This window comes from Seonamhaeicola sp. MEBiC01930 (assembly GCF_045277075.1).
Lineage (GTDB): Bacteria > Bacteroidota > Bacteroidia > Flavobacteriales > Flavobacteriaceae > Seonamhaeicola.
The window spans coordinates 2,741,694-2,766,306 of the sequence record NZ_CP104270.1; the positions used below are offsets into that span (position 1 = coordinate 2,741,694).

The 24,613-nt window shown below is 35.9% G+C and carries 7 protein-coding genes; 5 read left to right on the top strand and 2 right to left on the bottom strand.

The annotated features are described in order from the left end of the window. Window positions 1-14 precede the first annotated feature (14 nt). From rplL to N1F78_RS11900, 4 genes are all read left to right on the top strand, one after another. Window positions 15-392 (top strand): 50S ribosomal protein L7/L12, encoded by a 378-nt coding sequence (gene rplL, locus N1F78_RS11885; RefSeq protein ID WP_406683376.1) that lies wholly within the window; start codon window positions 15-17, stop codon window positions 390-392. 126 nt (window positions 393-518) lie between these two features. Next, window positions 519-4,331, top strand: a complete 3,813-nt coding sequence (gene rpoB, locus N1F78_RS11890) for a DNA-directed RNA polymerase subunit beta (RefSeq protein WP_406685689.1) — start codon at window positions 519-521, stop codon at window positions 4,329-4,331. 29 nt (window positions 4,332-4,360) lie between these two features. After that, on the top strand, window positions 4,361-8,662 hold the full coding sequence (gene rpoC / locus N1F78_RS11895; protein WP_406683377.1) for a DNA-directed RNA polymerase subunit beta': 4,302 nt from the start codon (window positions 4,361-4,363) through the stop codon (window positions 8,660-8,662). 90 nt (window positions 8,663-8,752) lie between these two features. After that, entirely contained in the window at window positions 8,753-9,070 is a 318-nt protein-coding gene (locus tag N1F78_RS11900) for a DUF3467 domain-containing protein (RefSeq protein ID WP_406683378.1), read from the top strand. A 44-nt stretch (window positions 9,071-9,114) separates the two neighbouring features. Here N1F78_RS11900 and N1F78_RS11905 read toward each other — a convergent pair whose 3' ends face one another. Further along, window positions 9,115-9,348, bottom strand: coding sequence for a (4Fe-4S)-binding protein (locus N1F78_RS11905; protein ID WP_406683379.1), 234 nt, complete (start codon window positions 9,346-9,348; stop codon window positions 9,115-9,117). Between the two features lie 107 nt (window positions 9,349-9,455). Further along, window positions 9,456-11,045, bottom strand: a complete 1,590-nt coding sequence (locus tag N1F78_RS11910; protein ID WP_406683380.1) for a peptide chain release factor 3 — start codon at window positions 11,043-11,045, stop codon at window positions 9,456-9,458. Between the two features lie 351 nt (window positions 11,046-11,396). On the opposite strand from N1F78_RS11910, the gene N1F78_RS11915 reads away from it, so the two are divergent. Then, window positions 11,397-24,572, top strand: a complete 13,176-nt coding sequence (locus N1F78_RS11915) for a PKD domain-containing protein (RefSeq protein ID WP_406683381.1) — start codon at window positions 11,397-11,399, stop codon at window positions 24,570-24,572. Window positions 24,573-24,613 lie beyond the last annotated feature (41 nt).

The following is a 24,613-nucleotide window of genomic DNA, read 5'->3' on the forward strand; positions in this document are numbered from 1 at the left end:
AAAACGATAGAAAAATGGCAGATTTAAAAGATTTCGCAGAACAATTAGTTAACTTAACAGTAAAAGATGTTAATGAGTTAGCTACTATATTAAAAGATGAGTATGGTATTGAGCCTGCTGCTGCTGCTGCTGTAGCTGTAGCTGGACCTGCTGCTGGTGGTGGAGACGCTGCTGAAGAGCAAACTGAATTTGATGTAATCTTAAAAGCTCCAGGAGGATCTAAATTAGCTGTAGTTAAGTTAGTGAAAGAATTAACTGGTTTAGGATTAAAAGAAGCTAAAGGTTTAGTTGATGATGCACCAAGTGCAATCAAAGAAGGTGTTTCTAAAGACGAAGCTGAAGGCTTAAAATCTTCTTTAGAGGAAGCTGGAGCAGAGGTTGAGCTTAAATAAGCTTAGCAACCAAACAACATTAAGGTTTAGGTCTGGAGAGTAGTTCTTCAAGACCTAAACCATTTTGCGTATATAAAGAGTACGTTTATTATTACTATTATTTTTTAATCAAAATTCCGTCCATTGATGTTATCAACACAAGCTGAAAGACTAAATTTCTCGTCTATTGTAAATAGAACAGAATACCCAGACTTCTTGGATATTCAAATAAAATCCTTCCAGGATTTTTTCCAATTAGAAACAAAGTCGGACGAAAGAGGTGATGAAGGATTATATAATACCTTCATGGAAAACTTTCCAATCACAGATTCTCGTAACCAATTTGTTTTAGAATTTTTAGATTACTTCGTAGATCCACCAAGATATGCTATAGATGAGTGTATTGAAAGAGGTCTTACCTACAGTGTTCCGCTTAAAGCAAGATTAAAATTATACTGTACAGATCCTGAGCATGAGGATTTTGAGACTATTGTTCAAGATGTTTATTTAGGAACTATTCCTTATATGACACCTTCAGGAACATTCTGTATTAATGGTGCAGAGCGTGTAGTAGTTTCACAGTTACATCGTTCTCCTGGTGTATTTTTTGGGCAGTCTTTCCATGCTAATGGAACTAAGTTATATTCAGCAAGGGTAATTCCTTTTAAAGGTTCTTGGATTGAATTTGCAACAGACATCAATCAGGTAATGTATGCTTACATTGATAGAAAGAAAAAATTACCTGTAACAACATTGTTCAGAGCTATTGGTTTTGAACGCGATAAAGATATTTTAGAGATTTTTGATTTAGCTGAGGAAGTTAAGGTATCAAAATCTGGATTAAAAAAATACTTAGGGCGAAAATTAGCAGCTCGTGTACTTAACACATGGCATGAGGATTTTGTTGATGAAGATACTGGTGAAGTTGTATCTATTGAGCGTAATGAAATTGTGCTTGATCGTGATACTGTTTTAGAAAAAGAAAATATTGAAGAAATTCTTGGAGCTGAAGTAAAAACAATTCTTTTACATAAGGAAACTTCAGAACAAGGTGATTATGCAATTATTCATAATACACTTCAAAAAGACCCAACAAACTCTGAAAAGGAAGCTGTTGAGCATATCTATAGACAATTACGTAATGCAGAACCGCCAGATGAGGAAACGGCTCGTGGTATTATAGATAAATTATTCTTCTCAGATCAACGTTATTCTTTAGGTGAAGTTGGTCGTTATAGAATGAACAAGAAATTACAGTTAGATATTGGAATGGATAAGCAAGTGCTTACCAAAGAAGATATCATTACCATTATAAAATATTTAATTGAGCTTATCAACTCAAAAGCGGAGATTGATGATATTGATCACTTATCTAATCGTCGTGTTCGTACGGTAGGAGAACAATTGTCTTCTCAGTTTGGTGTTGGTTTAGCACGTATGGCACGTACTATTCGTGAACGTATGAACGTTCGTGATAATGAGGTGTTTACTCCAATAGATTTGATTAATGCCAAGACATTATCGTCTGTAATTAATTCTTTCTTTGGTACAAATCAGCTATCTCAGTTTATGGATCAAACTAATCCATTAGCAGAGATTACTCATAAGCGTCGTTTATCAGCTTTAGGACCTGGTGGTTTATCTAGAGAAAGAGCAGGTTTTGAGGTTCGTGATGTGCATTACACCCACTATGGAAGACTTTGTCCTATTGAAACTCCTGAGGGACCAAATATTGGACTAATTTCTTCACTTTCTGTTTTTGCGAAAGTAAATTCAATGGGATTCATTGAAACACCTTACCGTCCGGTAGAAGATGGTGTTGTTGATATTAAAGGTGATCCTATTTACTTAAGTGCAGAGGAAGAAGAAGAAAAGTTAATAGCACAAGCAACTGTTCAAGTAGATGATAGTGGAAAGATTTTACATGATAAAGTTATTGCTAGAATGGAAGGAGATTTCCCGGTAATCGATCCAGTTGGATTGCATTATACAGATGTTGCGCCTAATCAAATTTCATCTATTTCCGCATCATTAATTCCTTTCTTAGAACATGATGATGCAAACCGTGCATTGATGGGATCTAATATGATGCGTCAGGCAGTTCCTTTATTAAGAGTAGACGCTCCTATTGTTGGTACAGGTTTAGAACGACAAGTAGCTTCTGATTCTCGTGTTTTAGTTAATGCTGAAGGTTCTGGTGAAGTACTTTATGTTGATGCTAACGAAATTAGAATTAGATATGACCGTACTGAGGATGAGGCTAAAGTAAGTTTTGACAGTGATGTTAAAGTTTATGAATTGGTTAAATTTAGAAAAACCAACCAAGGAACCTCAATTAACCTTAAACCAATTGTAGTTAAAGGAGATAAGGTAGCTAAAGGTCAGGTTTTATGTGAAGGATATGCTACACAGAAAGGTGAGTTGGCACTTGGTAGAAATATGAAAGTAGCCTTTATGCCTTGGAAAGGGTATAACTTTGAGGATGCGATTGTAATTTCTGAAAAAGTTGTTCGTGAAGATATCTTTACATCTATACATATTGATGAGTATTCATTAGAAGTAAGGGATACCAAATTAGGTAACGAAGAGCTAACAAATGATATTCCTAACGTTTCTGAAGAGGCTACTAAGGACCTTGACGAAAATGGAATGATTAGAGTTGGTGCAGAGGTTAAACCTGGTGATATCCTAATTGGAAAGATTACTCCTAAGGGAGAATCAGATCCAACACCTGAAGAAAAATTATTACGTGCTATCTTTGGTGATAAAGCAGGTGATGTTAAGGATGCTTCTTTAAAGGCGTCTCCTTCATTAAATGGTGTTGTAATAGATAAAAAGTTATTTGCTAGAGCAGTAAAAGATAAGCGTAAGAGAGCTCAAGATAAAGATGATATTTTGGCTTTAGAAGCTCAATACGATAGAAAATTTGATGATTTAAAAGACGTTTTAGTTGATAAATTGTTTGCTATTGTAAATGGTAAAACTGCTCAGGGAATTTTTAATGATTTAGGTGAAGAAGTATTACCAAAGGGTAAAAAATTCACTTTAAAGATGTTAAATGCTGTTGATGATTATGCACATTTAGTTTCTGGAAAATGGACCACCGATGATCATACCAACACCTTAGTTGCAGATTTAATTCATAATTATAAAATTAAAGAAAACGATTTACAAGGTTCTTTAAGACGTGAGAAGTTTACCATTTCTGTTGGTGATGAGTTACCAGCAGGTATCATTAAGCTTGCTAAAGTTTACATTGCTAAAAAGCGTAAACTAAAAGTAGGTGATAAGATGGCAGGACGTCATGGTAATAAAGGTATTGTGGCTCGTATTGTTCGTCAAGAAGATATGCCATTCTTAGAAGATGGAACACCTGTAGATATTGTATTGAATCCATTAGGTGTACCATCTCGTATGAATATTGGTCAGATTTATGAAACTGTTCTTGGTTGGGCTGGTCAGAAATTAGGTCGCACATATGCTACTCCAATTTTTGATGGTGCTACCATAGATCAGATTAATGAGTTGACTGATGAGGCTGGAATTCCAAGATATGGACATACATATTTATATGATGGTGGAACTGGACAGCGTTTTGACCAAGCCGCAACAGTAGGTGTTATTTATATGCTGAAACTAGGGCACATGGTTGATGATAAAATGCATGCACGTTCTATAGGACCTTACTCATTAATTACGCAACAACCATTAGGTGGTAAAGCACAGTTTGGTGGTCAGCGTTTTGGTGAGATGGAAGTTTGGGCACTTGAGGCTTATGGTGCATCAAGTACCCTACGTGAGATTTTAACTGTAAAATCTGATGATGTAATTGGTAGAGCTAAGACATACGAAAGTATTGTTAAAGGTGAGCCAATGCCAGATCCTGGTTTACCTGAATCATTCAATGTATTAATGCATGAATTAAAAGGTTTAGGTTTAGATATCAGATTAGAAGAATAGTAAATTAAAAATCATTTCATCCATATATTATGGCAAGAAAACAAGATAAAAATGCAGTTAAGAGATTTAATAAAATCTCAATTGGTTTAGCATCGCCAGAATCTATTTTAGCAGAATCTAGAGGCGAGGTTTTAAAACCAGAAACTATTAATTATAGAACGCACAAACCAGAAAGAGATGGTTTATTTTGTGAGCGTATTTTTGGTCCTGTTAAAGACTATGAATGTGCTTGTGGTAAATATAAAAGAATTCGTTATAAAGGAATTGTTTGTGACCGTTGTGGTGTTGAAGTAACTGAAAAGAAGGTACGTAGAGATAGAGTAGGACACATAAATTTAGTAGTTCCTGTTGCTCATATTTGGTATTTCCGTTCGTTACCAAACAAAATTGGTTATTTATTAGGGTTACCTTCTAAGAAATTAGATATGATTATTTACTACGAGCGTTATGTAGTAATTCAGCCTGGTAATGCTAAAAATGAGGAAGGAGAGCCATTACAAAAAATGGACTTCTTAACAGAAGAAGAATACTTAAATATTCTTGAGGAACTCCCTCAAGAAAACCAATATTTAGATGATTCTGATCCTGAAAAGTTCATTGCTAAAATGGGAGCTGAATGTCTTATTGAGCTTTTAGCAAGAATAGATTTAGAGTCTTTATCATATGAGTTACGTCATAAAGCAAATACTGAAACGTCTAAACAACGTAAAACAGAGGCTTTAAAACGTTTACAAGTTGTAGAAGCTTTACGGGAGTCTAACAACAATCGTGAGAATCGTCCAGAATGGATGATTATGAAGGTTGTTCCTGTAATTCCACCAGAATTACGTCCGTTAGTTCCATTAGATGGTGGCCGTTTTGCTACATCAGATTTAAATGATTTATACCGTAGGGTAATTATTAGAAATAATCGTTTAAAACGTTTAGTTGAAATAAAAGCACCTGAGGTTATTTTACGTAATGAGAAACGTATGTTACAAGAATCTGTAGATTCTTTATTTGATAACACACGTAAGTCTTCAGCTGTAAAAACAGATTCTAATAGACCATTAAAATCATTATCAGATTCATTAAAAGGTAAGCAAGGGCGTTTCCGTCAAAACTTACTTGGTAAACGTGTTGATTATTCTGCACGTTCTGTAATTGTTGTTGGTCCAGAATTAAAATTATACGAATGTGGATTGCCAAAAAATATGGCAGCAGAGCTTTACAAACCTTTTGTAATTAGAAAATTAATTGAAAGAGGTATTGTAAAAACTGTTAAATCTGCAAAGAAAATTATAGATAAAAGAGAGCCAGTAGTTTGGGATATATTGGAAAATGTTCTTAAGGGACATCCAGTATTACTAAACCGTGCGCCTACTTTACACAGGTTAGGGATTCAAGCATTCCAACCAAAATTAATTGAAGGTAAGGCTATTCAGTTACACCCATTAGTGTGTACTGCATTTAATGCCGATTTTGATGGAGATCAAATGGCGGTGCATTTACCATTAGGGCCAGAAGCTATATTAGAATGTCAATTATTAATGTTGGCTTCTCATAATATTTTAAATCCTGCAAACGGTTCACCAGTGGCTGTACCATCACAGGATATGGTACTTGGTCTTTATTATATGACTAAAGAGCGTAAATCTACTCCAGAACTTTCAATTAAAGGAGAAGGTTTAACTTTCTATTCACCAGAAGAGGTTGTTATTGCTTTTAATGAAAAACGAGTTGATTTAAATGCAGGTATCAAGGTTAGAACTATTGATCTTAATGATGAAGGGAAACTTGATAGAATGATTGTTGAAACTACTGTTGGTCGTGTATTATTTAATCAACATGTACCGCAGGCAGCAGGATACATTAATCAAGTATTAACTAAGAAGTCTTTAAGAGATATTATTGGTGATATTCTTAAAGTTACTTCAGTTCCTGAAACTGCTGATTTCCTAGATGCTATTAGAACTTTAGGATTTAATTTTGCATTTAAGGGTGGTTTATCATTCAGTTTAGGTGATATTATCATTCCACCAGAAAAACAAGGAATGATTGATAAAGCTAACGGTTTAGTTGATGGTATAATGGGTAACTATAATATGGGACTTATTACCAATAACGAACGTTACAATCAGGTAATTGATATTTGGACTTCTACCAATGCTGAGTTAACTGAGTTATCCATGAAACGTATCCGTGAGGATCAGCAAGGTTTTAACTCGGTATTTATGATGCTTGATTCTGGAGCTCGTGGATCTAAAGAACAGATTCGTCAGTTAACAGGTATGCGTGGATTAATGGCAAAACCTAAAAAATCTAATGCAGGTGGTGGTGAGATTATTGAAAATCCAATTCTATCTAACTTTAAAGAGGGACTTTCTATTTTAGAATACTTTATTTCTACTCACGGTGCTCGTAAAGGTCTTGCAGATACTGCCTTAAAAACGGCAGATGCAGGTTACTTAACGCGTCGTTTAGTTGATGTATCACAAGATGTTATTATTAATACTGAAGATTGTGGTACTTTAAGAGGTGTTGAAGTTGAAGCATTAAAGAAAAATGACGAAGTTGTTGAAACTTTAGAAGAAAGAATTGTTGGTCGTGTTTCTTTAAATGATGTTCATAACCCATTAACAGATGAGCTGTTAGTGTCGGCAGGACAATTAATTGAAGATGATATTGCTAAATCTATTCAAAATTCTCCAATTGAAAGCTTAGAAGTACGTTCAGCATTAACATGTGAAGCTTTAAAAGGTATTTGTGCTAAATGTTACGGACGTAACTTAGCTACAGGTAAAATGGTACAAAGGGGAGAAGCTGTTGGTGTTGTAGCTGCACAATCAATTGGTGAACCTGGTACACAGTTAACATTACGTACATTCCACGTTGGTGGTATTGCAGGTAACATTTCTGAAGATAATAAGCTTGCTGTTAAGTTTGATGGTAGAGCTGAAATTGAAGATTTAAAAACTGTTAAAGGAGAAGATAATGAAGGTAACGAAGTTGATATTGTAATATCTAGAACATCTGAAATTAAGTTAGTTGATGAAAAGACAGGTATTACTTTAAGTACAAACAATATTCCTTATGGTTCTTATTTATTGATTAAGAATGGACAGAAATTAAGTAAAGGTGATGTAGTTTGTACTTGGGATCCATATAATGGTGTAATTATTTCAGAATTTGCTGGTAAAATTAAATATGAAAACATTGAACAGGGTGTTACTTATCAGGTAGAGATTGATGAGCAAACTGGTTTCCAAGAAAAAGTGATTTCTGAATCTAGAAACAAAAAACTAATTCCAACTATTCATATTGAAGATTCTAAAGGAGAAACTATACGTTCATATAATTTACCTGTAGGAGCTCATATAATGATTGATGATGAAGAGAAGATTAATGTTGGTAAAGTATTAGTTAAAATACCTCGTAAATCTGCTAAAGCCGGTGATATTACTGGTGGTTTACCTCGTGTAACAGAGTTGTTTGAAGCACGTAACCCATCTAATCCTGCTGTTGTTAGTGAAATTGATGGTGTTGTTTCTTTTGGAAAAATTAAACGTGGTAACCGTGAGATTATAGTGGAGTCTAAAACAGGAGATATAAAGAAATACCTTGTTAAGTTATCAAATCAAATTCTTGTTCAAGAAAACGATTATGTTAAAGCAGGTATGCCATTATCTGATGGTTCTGTAACTCCTAATGATATTTTAAATATTAAGGGGCCTTCGGCTGTACAACAGTACTTAGTTAACGAGGTGCAAGAAGTATATCGTTTACAAGGTGTGAAAATTAACGATAAGCACTTTGAAGTTGTTGTTAGACAAATGATGCGTAAAGTAAGAATCATTGATTCAGGCGATACTATTTTCTTAGAAAATCAATTAATTCATAAAGCAGATTTCATTAAAGAAAATGATGATATTTTCGGAATGAAAGTAATTGAAGATGCAGGTGATTCTGAAAACCTTAAAGCAGGTCAGATAGTTACACCTCGTCAATTAAGAGATGAGAACTCTATTTTACGTAGAGAGGATAAGAAGCTTGTTGAGGCGAGAGATGCTCAACCTGCAACTGCTACTCCTATTCTACAGGGTATTACTAGAGCTTCACTTCAAACTAAATCATTTATCTCTGCAGCTTCATTCCAGGAAACTACAAAAGTTCTTAATGAAGCAGCTGTAGCAGGTAAAGTAGATTCTTTAGAAGGACTTAAAGAAAACGTAATTGTTGGACATAGAATTCCAGCAGGAACAGGTATGAGAAATTATACTGATATCATTGTAGGTTCTAAAGAAGAGTTTGATGAAATGATGCAAGTGAAACAAGAGTTAAATTATAACTAAAATTGTTCCTGCAATTGCAGGGGGAATATAAAAATAAAAGCCTTCTTGTATATTCTACTTGAAGGCTTTTTATTTTAAAAATTTAAAATTATGGCAGACGAAAAAGATAAAGCAAAACAAGGTCAAATTAATATTGAGTTAGACGAAAAAGTAGCTGAAGGGACCTATTCCAATTTAGCAATAATAAATCATTCTGTTTCTGAGTTTGTGGTTGATTTTGTAAATATTATGCCTGGGGTACCTAAAAATAAGGTGAAATCAAGAATTATATTAACACCACAACATGCAAAAAGGTTATTAAAAGCACTGGCTGATAACGTTAATAGGTTTGAAAATGCACATGGTGAAATAAAGGATTATGAGCAACCACCAATTCCTTTAAATTTTGGACCAACTGGTGAAGCCTAAGTTGAAGAATATAAAATCCTTGAAATTGTTTTCAAGGATTTTTTTTATGAAGCTTGTTTGTTATTTCTTTTAAAATACTTCAGTGCTCCAGAAGGGCATCTCTCTATTTGTTCAATAATTCGTTCAGTCTTATTGTTCTCTAAATTTACCCAAGGTATAATTGAATTACTAAAAACTTCGGACAATTCTTTGGCACATTTTCCTGATAAAATACATTTACAGGGGTCGTAGGTTACAGTAATATCTTCATTACTGAATTCTTTAGATTTGACTTCCATAAGTAGGTTGTTTTTCGGTTGATTAATCAAGTAAATCGACTAAATGTATTAAAACATCGACTAAAAACAAAATATTTTAAGGTTTTTCGATGAAAGGTAATCTTTATTTATTCGAATTCAGATGTAAAGTGAAACGTAATACTGGGGTATTTTTGTTGTGTCATTTGAAGTGAAAACATTGAATCTGCTAGAAAAACTAACTGTCCCTGTTTGTCTTTAGCCAGAAAACGTTGTTTGACTTGGCTAAATTCTTTGAACTCGTCATTTTTATCATCTTCAGGCTCAACCCAACAAGCTTTAGCTACATTTAAGTTTTCATAAGTACATTTGGCACCATATTCATGCTCTAATCTGTATTGAATAACTTCATATTGTAGTGCCCCAACGGTACCAATAATTTTTCTTCCATTTAATTCTAAAGTAAATAATTGTGCAACACCTTCATCCATTAGTTGGTCAATACCTTTAGCTAGTTGCTTCGATTTTAAGGGGTCAGCATTATTAATATATCTAAAGTGTTCTGGTGAAAAACTAGGAATTCCTTTGTAGTTTAGTACTTCCCCTTCGGTAAGTGTATCTCCAATTTTAAAATTACCTGTGTCCTGTAAACCCACAATGTCTCCTGGGTAAGACACATCTACTATTTCTTTCTTTTCAGCAAAAAAGGCGTTAGGACTTGAAAACTTTAATTTCTTATTATGTTTAACATGTAAGTAGGGAGTATTCCTTTTAAACTCACCAGAAACTATTTTAACAAACGCTAATCTATTTCTATGATTGGGATCCATATTTGCATGAATTTTAAACACAAATCCGGTAAATTTTTTTTCGTCAGGATTCACTAAACGCGTATCACTTTGTTTTGCTCTGGGAGTTGGAGCAATATTAACAAAACAATCTAAAAGTTCTCTAACACCAAAATTGTTTAAGGCAGAACCAAAGAATACAGGTTGTAATTCTCCGTTTCGGTAAGCTTCTTTGTCAAATTCAGGGTAAATACCTTCAACTAATTCAATTTCCTCTCTTAATGTATTGGCAGCATCTTCTCCAACCAAATTGTCTAACTCAGGAGAGCTTAGGTCATTAACTTCAATTGTTTCTTCAATATCTTTTCTACTATCTCCACTAAATAAATTAATGTTTTTTTCCCATATGTTATAGATACCTTTAAACTCATAACCCATACCTATAGGAAAACTTAAAGGTGTAACTTTTAAACCAAGTTTTTGCTCAACCTCATCTAATAAATCAAACGCGTCTTTTCCTTCTCTATCCATTTTGTTAATAAACACTATCATTGGAATATTACGCATTCTACAAACCTCAACTAATTTTTCTGTTTGCTCTTCTACACCTTTGGCAACATCAATAACTACAATTACACTATCAACAGCCGTTAATGTTCTAAAGGTATCCTCAGCAAAATCCTTATGCCCAGGAGTATCAAGAATATTTATTTTAATGTTGTTATATTCAAAGGCTAAAACAGATGTAGCCACGGAAATTCCACGTTGACGTTCAATTTCCATAAAATCACTAGTAGCACCTTTTTTAATTTTATTGCTCTTTACGGCTCCAGCTTCCTGTATAGCTCCTCCAAAAAGGAGTAGTTTCTCTGTTAAAGTAGTTTTACCTGCATCTGGGTGAGATATTATACCAAAAGTCCTTCTGCGTTTAATTTCTTCAATAAAAGACATAAAAATAAATTTTGGCAAATATATGTCTTATTATATTTTTAGCGATCATAATTTTTTTAATTAGGTGACTTTATATTTAAAATGGTGTCTGAATTTATGTGTTTCGATATAATTTTATTCTTGGATAAACAAGATTGTACTAACTAGTTTTAAAAATGTTTCTACTCTAACTATTAATTGAACTACCTAATAAGTCTTTAAGGAGTTTCATTTTTGTATAAATTTTATCCAAAAAAATTAGTTTTTTACATTTTATCGTATATATTTGCATTTAATCGATGAAATGTTACATTTTATCGTAAGTATTTTTTCGTATCAATTTAGATTATTATTAATTAATTTATAAATTAGATGGCTAACAATCAAGTATTTAAGAAAAGGAAGATTAGTGTCTTTTTACTATTTCCTTTGGTAATGTTCTTTTTTAGTTTAAACTTCGCCAATGCACAATCATGTACAATTAATGCAGGTTTAGATCAGACAATTTGTGTTAATGAAGCATTTCAGTTAGATGGTACAACACCTGATACCTATGTATCCGGACCTACATGGAGACAAGTGGGAGGACCAACAGTTATTATTAGCGACCCTTCTGCTGAAGATCCAATTATAACAGGAGCCGTTGCCGGGAATGTTTATATTTTTGAGCTTTCGGCTGAATGTGGTAATGGTGATACGCCTTCACAAACGGTTTCGGTTACTGTAAATGCCATCTCAATTGCAGATGCTGGGGCAGATTTAGCTTCTTGTCCAGATAACTCAGGGGCTTTGTCAATAACAGGTAATTCTCCTTCCAATGCTGGTGAAACTGGCGTGTGGACCATTGAAGGTTCTAACAACGGAGGTGTTACTATTGATAACCCTAATTCTGCATCATCAACAATAAATTTGGCAGAGACTTCTGCTGGAAGTAGTACATTGCGATGGACAATATCTGGAAACGGTTGTACATCTTATGATGAGATTACTGTTACAAATTATGGTGGTGTTGATCCAGTCGATGCAGGTTCCAACGAAACACTTTCTAATTGTTATACTATTTCCCAAAGTACTAGCTTAAACGCTACATTTGCAGGAAATGGTACTGGAGGACAAATTGGTACATGGTCATTTGTTTCAGGACCATCTACGCCAACAATAGGAAACTCTAATAGTAACACAACTGCTGTTTCAGATTTAATAGAAGGAATTTATGAATTTAGATGGGATGTTGTTGGGCCTTGTGCGTCAGGGTCGGACACTGTAACAATTACTGTACCTACAGCTACACAGGATGTATCTAATGCTTCAATTTCAGATAATAACCAAAGATTTTGTGATGCGGGAATTACAGAAACAACTTTAGTAGGTTCATTACCAGATTTTACAAATGAAACAGTACTTTGGACCCAAGAAACAGGACCAGCAGCTACAATTGTAGATCCTACAAGTAGCACAACACAGGTTACAGGGTTAGTATCACCAAGTTCATATAGATTCAGGTATACAATTACCAATATTAATACAGGTTGTAATACAAGCGCAACAGTTAATTTAAGTTATAATTCAGATCCTGTTAGCATTTTAGCTAATGGAGGAAATGATATCGCCGGAACTTGTGGAGACTTATCATTTTCCGTTCCTTATACGTCATCTAGTGGAAATATAACAGATTATAGTATTGTTAGTGGTCCTAGTGCTTCATTAATAAGTTTTCCAACAGGTTATGTTAATTTAGGAGATTCTAATAATGGTTCTGCAACAATAAATTTAGATGTAGCTGGTGTTTACACAGTTAATTTTAGAAGAAGAAGAAACGGAAATCTGCAAATAGGAGGTTGTGACTCAGCCAATAGCACCATAAATATTTATGTATCTACAGAAGCCGTTGGGGCCAATGCCGGAACAGATCAAGATTTTATTTGTGGACAGACTGATGGAAATTTAGCAGGTAGTGCCATTCAAATAGGAGAAGAGTCTATTTGGTCTCTAATAAGTGGTCCAAGTGGAATGACAAATGCTATTATCAGTGATAGGTATGCACAAGAGCCATCCTTAATAGGTTTACTACCTGGAACTTATACATTTACATATACAGTTTTTGCAGGTAATGGATGTGATGTGGAAGAGGACTTAGTAGAGGTGAGAGTTGGACCATTGAGTAATTTGCCAGTAGAAGCCGGATCAGACCAGTCAGTTTGTTATAATGGTCCAGTACAACTGAGTGCAGACCAACCTAGAGACAATCAAGTAGGAACCTGGTCATCTCCTGATGGACTTACATTCTCAGATATCAATGATCCTAACGCAATAGCTTATGGATTTAATACGCCAAATACATCATATATTTTAACATGGACATTAGATGAGGCTCCAGGAGAACTTGATTGTGCCGTACCGTCATCTGATACAGTTACAATTGATACAGGAAGTGAAGAATCTCCAACTATTGCAGATGCTGGTTTAGATATTTGTTTAGCCTTTGGAACTACAAGTATAACTAATATGGGAGGAAATATCCCTGAAGCCGATGAAACTGGAGCTTGGACCCAAGTATCAGGTCCATCGGTGGTTACATTTACAGATGCAAATAATCCTACAACAGGTGTAACCGGGTTAACAAATGGGCAGTATGTTTTCAATTGGGAAATAGCCTATACAGCACCAACAACAAATACATGTCCCGCAACATCAGATCAAGTTGAAATAGTAATATCAGATACAACAACATCAGTAAGTGCAGGTTCAGATCAAACTTTATGTTTAGACCCTGTGGGATTATCTTTTACAATGGCGGCTGATGACCCAACACCTTTTGGAGGCGTAGGAACATGGAAATTAGTATCTGGTTTAACTGGATTTACTGTTGATGATATTAATAGTCCTACAGCAGAATTTACTAACTTACTTGACGGAACATATGTTTTTGAATGGGTTATTACTTATGGAAATTGTACAAGTGGAAATGCCGCAGATCAAGTTACTATAGAAGTTGGGATACCAGCTTCAGATGCAAGTATAATAGGCGGTGATCAAACGGTTTGTGGCGATAATACAATTATTTCAGCTACTCCAATTTCTGCAGGAACTGGAGTTTGGACAGTTGTGTCTGGTCCTAATACACCAACTATAGCTTCACCAAATAACGTCACAACAAATATTACAGGGTTATACACTGGTAGGTATGTGTTTAGATGGACTGTTTTTAGTAGTTCTCCATTATGTACGGATTCAGAAGATGAAATAACTGTAGATGTTTTTGCTCCGGCAACCTCTGCGGGATCTGATCAGGATTTATGCGAGGTAAATAGTGTGTTTTTAGAAGCAACAACAGGTACAACGGGTACATGGACGATAGTATCAACTACAAATCCTTTAGGAATTGGAGGAGGAGACTTTGATCCTACGCAATCACCTATTAATAGTAATACTGCAAATGCACCAGTAGAACCTGGTTATGAATATGTTTTTAGATATACAACAGATTATGTTGGTTGTACAAATACACCTCAAGATGTTACTATAACTGTTAGTAATGGACCAAGTGTGGATCCTGATGCAGGTGATGATCAAATTGTTTGTACAGGTGGAGGAATTGGCTCAACTACTTCCGCGACTTTAACTACTGGTTATGAAGTTCTAGGAGTACCAACAATTCCTGGAGACGTGACTTCAGAATGGAGTTTAGTATCTCAGCCTTCCGGTACTGGAGCAGTGACTATAGCGACACCAAATAATAGTCCAAGTACCATTGTTAGTGGCTTAGAAGAAGGGCTTTATATATTTGAATTAAATTTTGATTCTAACTTTTGTGTGGATAAATTAGACATAGTTAGAGTAGAAGTCTACAATGTTCCAGACCCTGTTGAAGCAGGACCAAATGATACCAATGCTTGTCAAACGGATTACTTAACGGCAGCTACCGCTCCAACTTCTGGAATTGGTCAATGGACAATATTTAGTGAACCAGGAGGGTCAACCGCAACAATAGATAATCCTAATAATCCAATTACTGGTTTATCAAATGTAATATTAGGAACATATGTTCTAGAATGGACAGTTTCTAACGGACCATTTGGAGCAGGAGCTTGTGCTCCTCAATCAGATACAGTAACAATTACATTTACAGATGATCCACCATCTTCTGCAGAAGCAGGACCAGATCAGGAGTTTTGTACGGCCACTTTAACGAGTTTAGATGCTACACCATTAGTAACTGGTACAGGAACATGGACACAAACAGCAGGAAATCCAGCACTAATAGATTCACCTAATGATCCTAATACTTTTGTTTTAGGGTTAAGTCAAGGAACATATCAATTTACATGGACCGCAGAAAGTGGAGGCTGTTCGGATTCTGATACTATGGAAATAGTGATTTTCTCAGATCCAGTTTCAGCTGAAGCCGGACCAAATCAAACATTACAAGAGCTATCTTCTATTGTCTTAGGTGCTACTCCTGCAACTATAGGTACAGGTACTTGGACTCAAGTTTCGGGTCCTACCACAGTTGGCTTTATAGATGCTAACGATCCAACAACCGCTGTAACAGGTGCTGCTGTAGGAATTTATGTTTTTGAATGGACGGTGAGTAATGGAACCTGTAGTGATGCAACAGATACAATGACCTTAATTATAACACCAATATCAGATTTAGAATTAACTAAAACAGTATCTCCATCTTCTGTAAATGTTGGGGATGAAGTAACCTTCACTGTTTCTATCTTGAACAATGATAGTGTTTTACCTAATTCTGATGCCACGGGTATCAGTGTTGAAGATATTTTACCTCTTGGGTATTCATTGGTGCCTGGAACGGTTTCACATGGCGGTTCTTTTGAAATTGCTACCCAAACAATTACCTGGACCAATTTAGATGTTGATAGTGGTGATACTTTAAATTTAACTTTTAACGCTACAGTAAACGGAAGTGGGCCTTATGTAAATACAGCTGAAATTACGGCTAGTGATAGTATAGACCCAGATAGTACGCCAGATAATGATGATGGAGATCAAAGTGAAGATGATGAAGATGATGCTTTAGTAACTATTCAATCTTCAGATTTATCACTTGTTAAAATTGCTTCAACATCGAATGCAAGTGTTGATGAAACGGTAATTTTTACAATTACAGTGAGTAATGCGGGTACAGATACTGCAACAAATGTTACTGTTTTAGATCAATTACCAATAGGATTTACTTATGTAAGTGATGATTCTGGTGGAGATTATAACTCAGGAACAGGAGTTTGGAATATTGGATCGGTTACAACAGCTACTCCAGCAGTGCTAAATATAACAACAACAATAAATGCGCCTACTGGAACAGCAGATGAATACAATAATATTGCAGAAATTACTTCAAGTGATCAAGCAGATCCAGACAGTTCACCAAATAATGATGATGGTGACCAAAGTGAAGATGATGAAGATAATGCCTCAGTAACTTTAGAATTGGCTGATCTTCAATTAACAAAATTAGCATCTTCATTATCAGTAGCTATTGGAGATACGGTAACCTTTTCAATTTTATTAGAAAATTTTGGTCCTGGAGATGCTACAGGGATAGATATAGAAGATCTTTTACCTTCGGGTTATGATATTGTTCCAGGAACAATATCCAACGGTGGTGTATACATTTTAGGAAACAATTCTATTGTATGGAATGATTTATCTCTTAATAATGGACTATCAAGAACGTTAACCTATGATGTTGTAGTGAACGATTCTGGAAATTACACAAATGTAGCTCAAATTATTGCGAGTGATTTGTTAGATCCAGATAGTGACCCGGATACGGATGCAACAGTAGATGAGGATAATGCAGATGGTGACAATAACCCTACAACTGGAGGAGATGATGATGATGAGGATACTGTAACAATTACAATTGTCCAATCAGACCTTTCCATAAATAAAACAGTAAGTGATGCTACGCCAAATGTAGGTGATGTAGTTACCTTTACGATAACAATAAGTAATGCAGGTACAGTAGCGGCTACCAATGTATCAGTACAAGATGTGTTACCAATAGGATATAGTAATGTATCATCAATCAGTAATTCAGGAACAGAGACGGTTACCAATCAAATAGATTGGACAGGATTAGCTGTACCATTAGGCGTTGATACAGTAACCTTAAGCTTTAATGCAACAGTAGATGCCCCAACAGGTACTACAGATGAGTATGTAAATCATGTAAGCATCACAGCTGCAGATCAATATGATCCAGACAGTGATCCATCCACAGATGCGTCTTCAGATGATTATGATGATGGACTAGACGATGATGATGAGGCGGTAGCCGAAGTTACCCCACAGCAATCAGATTTAAGTATAGTAAAAACGATAGATAACAGTTTACCTAATGTAGGAGATACAGTAACGTTCACCTTAACGGTAAGCAATGCCGGACCAGATATAGCTACTGGTGTATCAGTAGAAGATATTTTACCATCAGGTTATACCTTAACCGGAGTAAATGATGGCGGAGTGCAATCAGGTAACACCGCAACTTGGACAGGGTTAACTGTAGCAGCAAATAACGGAACCGTAGAAGTAACGTATGAAGCTACAGTAAATGCCCCAACAGGAACAGTGGGAGAGTATACTAATGTAGCTCAGATCACGGCCAGTGATCAGTATGATCCAGATAGTGATCCAACCACCGATGCGAGTGTAGATGAAGATGGAGATACCGATGGTTATGATGATGATGAGGATGCGTTAACCATTGCACCAGCACAAATAGATTTATCGTTAGTAAAAGGATTATCCGTTGGAAGTGCCACACCAAATGTAGGTGATGTGTTAACTTTTGAATTAGTAATCACTAATGATGGTCCACAAGATGCTAGTAATGTATCTGTAGAAGATGTACTGCCAATAGGATATACCTTAGGAACTGTAAATAATGCAGGAACAGGATTAGGTAATACAGCAAGTTGGTCAGGGTTATATGTACCAGCGGTTGGAAGTATAACAGTAACATACCAAGCTACAGTAAATGCCCCAACAGGAGCAACAGATGAGTATTTAAATATAGCACAAGTTACAGCTGCAGACCAATACGATATAGATAGTACACCAAATAATGATGATGGAGACCAAAGTGAAGATGAAGAAGATAACTTCACAGTAGTGCCACAAACCTCAGATTTATCAATTAACAAGACAGTAAGTGATTTAACTCCAGATGTAGGAGATGTTATAACATTTAGCATTGCTATATCAAATGCAGGAACATCAATAGCAACCAATGTAAGTTTAGAAGATGTATTACCAGTAGGTTATACATTAGAATCAGGAACTATAGATAATGGAGGTGTGTTCAATGCAGGAGATACAACTATTACATGGGATGGTTTAATAGTGCCATTAACAGGACTTACATTAAGCTACCAAGTAACGGTAAATGATCCAACAGGCGCAACCGATGAATATAGAAATATAGCTGAGATAACAGGAGGAGATCAGTTTGATCCAGATAGTACACCAGACAATGATGATGGTGATCAAAGTGAAGATGACGAAGATGATGAAGAGGTAACACCAACACAAGCAGATCTAGAATTAGTAAAAGGTATAAGTTCAGGAAGTAGTTCTACTCCCAATGTAGGTGATACAGTAGTCTTTGAGATAGTAGTAAGTAACAATGGGCCAGACAATGCTACAGGAGTATCTGTATCAGATTTGGTACCATCAGGCTACAGTGCTATAACAAGTATAGACAATGGCGGATTAGCAAGTGGTAACCAAATAGATTGGTCAGGATTGAGTATAGCCAATGGTGGAAGTATAACCTTAAGCTACCAAGTAACCGTAGATGCCCCAAGCGGAGCATCAGGCGAGTATACAAATGTAGCAGAGGTAACAGGTTCAGATCAATTTGATCCAGACAGTACCCCAGATAATGACGATGGTGATCAAAGTGAAGACGAAGAAGATAGCTTTACCGTAACACCACAGACCTCAGACCTTTCCATAAATAAAACAGTAAGTGATGCTACGCCAAATGTAGGTGATGTAGTTACCTTTACGATAACAATAAGTAATGCAGGTACAGTAGCGGCTACCAATGTATCAGTACAAGATGTGTTACCAATAGGATATAGTAATGTATCATCAATCAGTAATTCAGGAACAGAGACGGTTACCAATCAAATAGATTGGACAGGATTAGCTGTACCATTAGGCGTTGATACAGTAACCTTAAGCTTTAATGCAACAGTAGATGCCCCAACAGGTACTACAGATGAGTATGTAAATCATGTAAGCATCACAGCTGCAGATCAATATGATCCAGACAGTGATCCATCCACAGATGCGTCTTCAGATGATTATGATGATGGACTAGACGATGATGATGAGGCGGTAGCCGAAGTTACCCCACAGCAATCAGATTTAAGTATAGTAAAAACGATAGATAACAGTTTACCTAATGTAGGAGATACAGTAACGTTCACCTTAACGGTAAGCAATGCCGGACCAGATATAGCTACTGGTGTATCAGTAGAAGATATTTTACCATCAGGTTATACCTTAACCGGAGTAAATGATGGCGGAGTGCAATCAGGTAACACCGCAACTTGGACAGGGTTAACTGTAGCAGCAAATAACGGAACCGTAGAAGTAACGTATGAAGCTACAGTAAATGCCCCAACAGGAACAGTGGGAGAGTATACTAATGTAGCTCAGATCACGGCCAGTGATCAGTATGATCCAGATAGTGATCCAACCACCGATGCGAGTGTAGATGAAGATGGAGATACCGATGGTTATGATGATGATGAGGATGCGTTAACCATTGCACCAGCACAAATAGATTTATCGTTAGTAAAAGGATTATCCGTTGGAAGTGCCACACCAAATGTAGGTGATGTGTTAACTTTTGAATTAGTAATCACTAATGATGGTCCACAAGATGCTAGTAATGTATCTGTAGAAGATGTACTGCCAATAGGATATACCTTAGGAACTGTAAATAATGCAGGAACAGGATTAGGTAATACAGCAAGTTGGTCAGGGTTATATGTACCAGCGGTTGGAAGTATAACAGTAACATACCAAGCTACAGTAAATGCCCCAACAGGAGCAACAGATGAGTATTTAAATATAGCACAAGTTACAGCTGCAGACCAATACGATATAGATAGTACACCAAATAATGATGATGGAGACCAAAGTGAAGATGAAGAAGATAACTTCACAGTAGTGCCACAAACCTCAGATTTATCAATTAACAAGACAGTAAGTGATTTAACTCCAGATGTAGGAGATGTTATAACATTTAGCATTGCTATATCAAATGCAGGAACATCAATAGCAACCAATGTAAGTTTAGAAGATGTATTACCAGTAGGTTATACATTAGAATCAGGAACTATAGATAATGGAGGTGTGTTCAATGCAGGAGATACAACTATTACATGGGATGGTTTAATAGTGCCATTAACAGGACTTACATTAAGCTACCAAGTAACGGTAAATGATCCAACAGGCGCAACCGATGAATATAGAAATATAGCTGAGATAACAGGAGGAGATCAGTTTGATCCAGATAGTACACCAGACAATGATGATGGTGATCAAAGTGAAGATGACGAAGATGATGAAGAGGTAACACCAACACAAGCAGATCTAGAATTAGTAAAAGGTATAAGTTCAGGAAGTAGTTCTACTCCCAATGTAGGTGATACAGTAGTCTTTGAGATAGTAGTAAGTAACAATGGGCCAGACAATGCTACAGGAGTATCTGTATCAGATTTGGTACCATCAGGCTACAGTGCTATAACAAGTATAGACAATGGCGGATTAGCAAGTGGTAACCAAATAGATTGGTCAGGATTGAGTATAGCCAATGGTGGAAGTATAACCTTAAGCTACCAAGTAACCGTAGATGCCCCAAGCGGAGCATCAGGCGAGTATACAAATGTAGCAGAGGTAACAGGTTCAGATCAATTTGATCCAGACAGTACCCCAGATAATGACGATGGTGATCAAAGTGAAGACGAAGAAGATAGCTTTACCGTAACACCACAGACCTCAGACCTTTCCATAAATAAAACAGTAAGTGATGCTACGCCAAATGTAGGTGATGTAGTTACCTTTACGATAACAATAAGTAATGCAGGTACAGTAGCGGCTACCAATGTATCAGTACAAGATGTGTTACCAATAGGATATAGTAATGTATCATCAATCAGTAATTCAGGAACAGAGACGGTTACCAATCAAATAGATTGGACAGGATTAGCTGTACCATTAGGCGTTGATACAGTAACCTTAAGCTTTAATGCAACAGTAGATGCCCCAACAGGTACTACAGATGAGTATGTAAATCATGTAAGCATCACAGCTGCAGATCAATATGATCCAGACAGTGATCCATCCACAGATGCGTCTTCAGATGATTATGATGATGGACTAGACGATGATGATGAGGCGGTAGCCGAAGTTACCCCACAGCAATCAGATTTAAGTATAGTAAAAACGATAGATAACAGTTTACCTAATGTAGGAGATACAGTAACGTTCACCTTAACGGTAAGCAATGCCGGACCAGATATAGCTACTGGTGTATCAGTAGAAGATATTTTACCATCAGGTTATACCTTAACCGGAGTAAATGATGGCGGAGTGCAATCAGGTAACACCGCAACTTGGACAGGGTTAACTGTAGCAGCAAATAACGGAACCGTAGAAGTAACGTATGAAGCTACAGTAAATGCCCCAACAGGAACAGTGGGAGAGTATACTAATGTAGCTCAGATCACGGCCAGTGATCAGTATGATCCAGATAGTGATCCAACCACCGATGCGAGTGTAGATGAAGATGGAGATACCGATGGCGATGATGATGATGAGGATACGTTAACCATTGCACCAGCACAAGCAGATTTATCTTTAACTAAGTTTGTGGTAGATGGAGATTTAACACCTTTAATTGGTTCAGAAATAACATTTGAAATTAGAGTGTTTAATGATGGTCCGCAAGATGCTACAGGAGTAGAAGTGGTAGATTTATTACCATCAGGTTATGACTTTATATTATACAGTTCAACAGCTGGTTTATATGATGAAACTACAGGTGTATGGTCTGTAGGAAGTGTTAGAGCTGGTGAATATGAGTCTTTATTAATAGATGTATTAGTAAATGAAGCAGGAGATTATTTCAATATTGCCGAAGTAACAGCGTCTGATGTATATGATATAGATTCAACGCCAAATAATGACGATGGTGATCAGAGTGAGGATGATGAAGATAATGCGGTGGTAACACCGGTTACTCCAATAGCCGATCTTTCTCTAAATAAAGTAGTTGTAGATGGAGATACATCTCCGTTAGTAGGAACAGAAATTACGTTCCAGATTACGGTAACTAATGATGGTCCACAAGATGCTACGGGAGTAGAAGTGGTAGATTTATTACCATCAGGTTATGACTTTATATTATTCAGTTCAACATCTGGAACTTATGATGAAACTTCGGGTATTTGGAATGTAGGAACTGTAGCAAATGGTACAACAGAAACATTGTTAATAGATGTATTAGTAAATGCAACTGGAGATTATGTAAATGTTTCTCAAGTAACTGCCTCTGACGTTTTAGACGCTGATTCAACACCAAATAATGATGATGGTGATCAGAGTGAGGATGATGAAGATAATGAGGTAGTAACACCAATAGCTTCTGTTGCAGATTTATCATTAACCAAGGGAGTAGTAGATGGAGATTTAAATCCTCAAGTTGGAACAGAAATTACATTTATAATTACTGTTTCTAATGATGGTCCAGAAGACGCCACAAGCGTAGAGGTAACAGACCTTTTACCTTCAGGATTCGATTTTATCTTATTCAGTTCAACATCTGGAACTTACGATGAAATTACAGGAGTTTGGAATATAGGTACGGTAACAAATGGAGCTACAGAAACATTATTAATTGATGTTCTTGTAAATGGTACAGGTGATTATTTAAATATTGCGGAAGTAACAGCTTCTGATGTATTAGATAATGATTCTACACCAAATAACGATGACGGAGACCAAAGTGAAGATGACGAAGATAATGTATTAGTAACTCCAGTAGTTGCGGTTGCAGATTTATCGTTAACTAAAGCGGTTGTAGATAGTGATATTACTCCTAATGTTGGTCAGGAAATTACCTTCCAAATAACAGTTAATAATAACGGGCCAGATGCCGCAACAGGGGTAGAAGTAACAGATATTTTACCAGTTGGATTTGACTTTATTCTATACAGTGCTACATCGGGTATTTATGATGAAAGTACTGGAGTATGGAATGTTGGAACTATTCAAAGTGGAAGCTCGCAAATATTGTTTGTTGATGTATTAATAAATGAGCCAACCGGGGCAACTGACGAATACCTTAATGTGGCGCAAGTTACAGGAAGTGACGTTGTAGATCCAGATAGTGCACCAAATAATGATGATGGTGATCAAAGTGAAGATGATGAAGATAGTATACTAATTTTAACAGAAACAGCAGATCTTAGTTTAACAAAATCTGTAAGTAATGTTAATGCTAACGTTGGAGAAGTAATAACTTTTACAATTCAAATAGATAATGCAGGTGCTAATATTGCAACTGGGGTAGCTGTTGAAGATAAGTTGCCAATAGGTTATAGTAATATTACTAATATAAGTAACAACGGTATTTTGGATGATGATGAAATACTCTGGACCAACTTAACCGTGCCATTGTCAGGTTTAACTATAACTTATGAAGCTACTGTTAATATGCCAACACTTGCAGATGGAGAGTATTTAAATATAGCAGAAATAATTGCCGTAGATCAATATGATCCAGATAGTGAGCCAAATAATGATAATGGTGATCAAAGTGAAGATGACGAAGACAATGCTCAGGTAAATACACCAACTGTAGATGTTGAGATTGTTAAAGAAGTAAGTGATGCTAATCCTAGTGTATTAGATATTGTAACATTTACTATTTCGGCTTCTAACTTAGGAGGTATAGACGCCACATCTGTAGAAATATTAGATGTATTACCTCAAGGTTATAATTTTGAATCTGCTACTCCATCATTAGGAGTTTATGATACAGATTCAGGAATATGGCAAGTACCAGTAATAGCTGCTGGATTAACAGAAACATTAGAAATAACGGTAACCGTATTAGATGTTAATGATTATGAAAATACAGCGTCATTACAATATTTAGATCAAATAGATTCTAATGAAAATAATGATTCTGACACGGCAACCGTAGATCCTCAATGTTTAACAATTTATAACGAATTCTCACCAAACGGAAATGGTGTAAACGAAGTGTTCTATATAGATTGTATAAACAATTATCCTAATAATAATCTTAAGATTTATAACAGATGGGGTAACCTAGTTTACACTAAGGAAGGTTATGATAATACTTTTGACGGTATATCTAACGGAAGATCTGTTTTAAACAAAAACGAGAAGTTACCGGTTGGTACATACTATTATGTTCTAGATCTGGGAGACGGCTCTAAACAAAAAGCAGGATGGTTATATATAGTAAGGTAATAACGGATAAAAAAATTAGCAAGATGTTTTCAAAATATAAA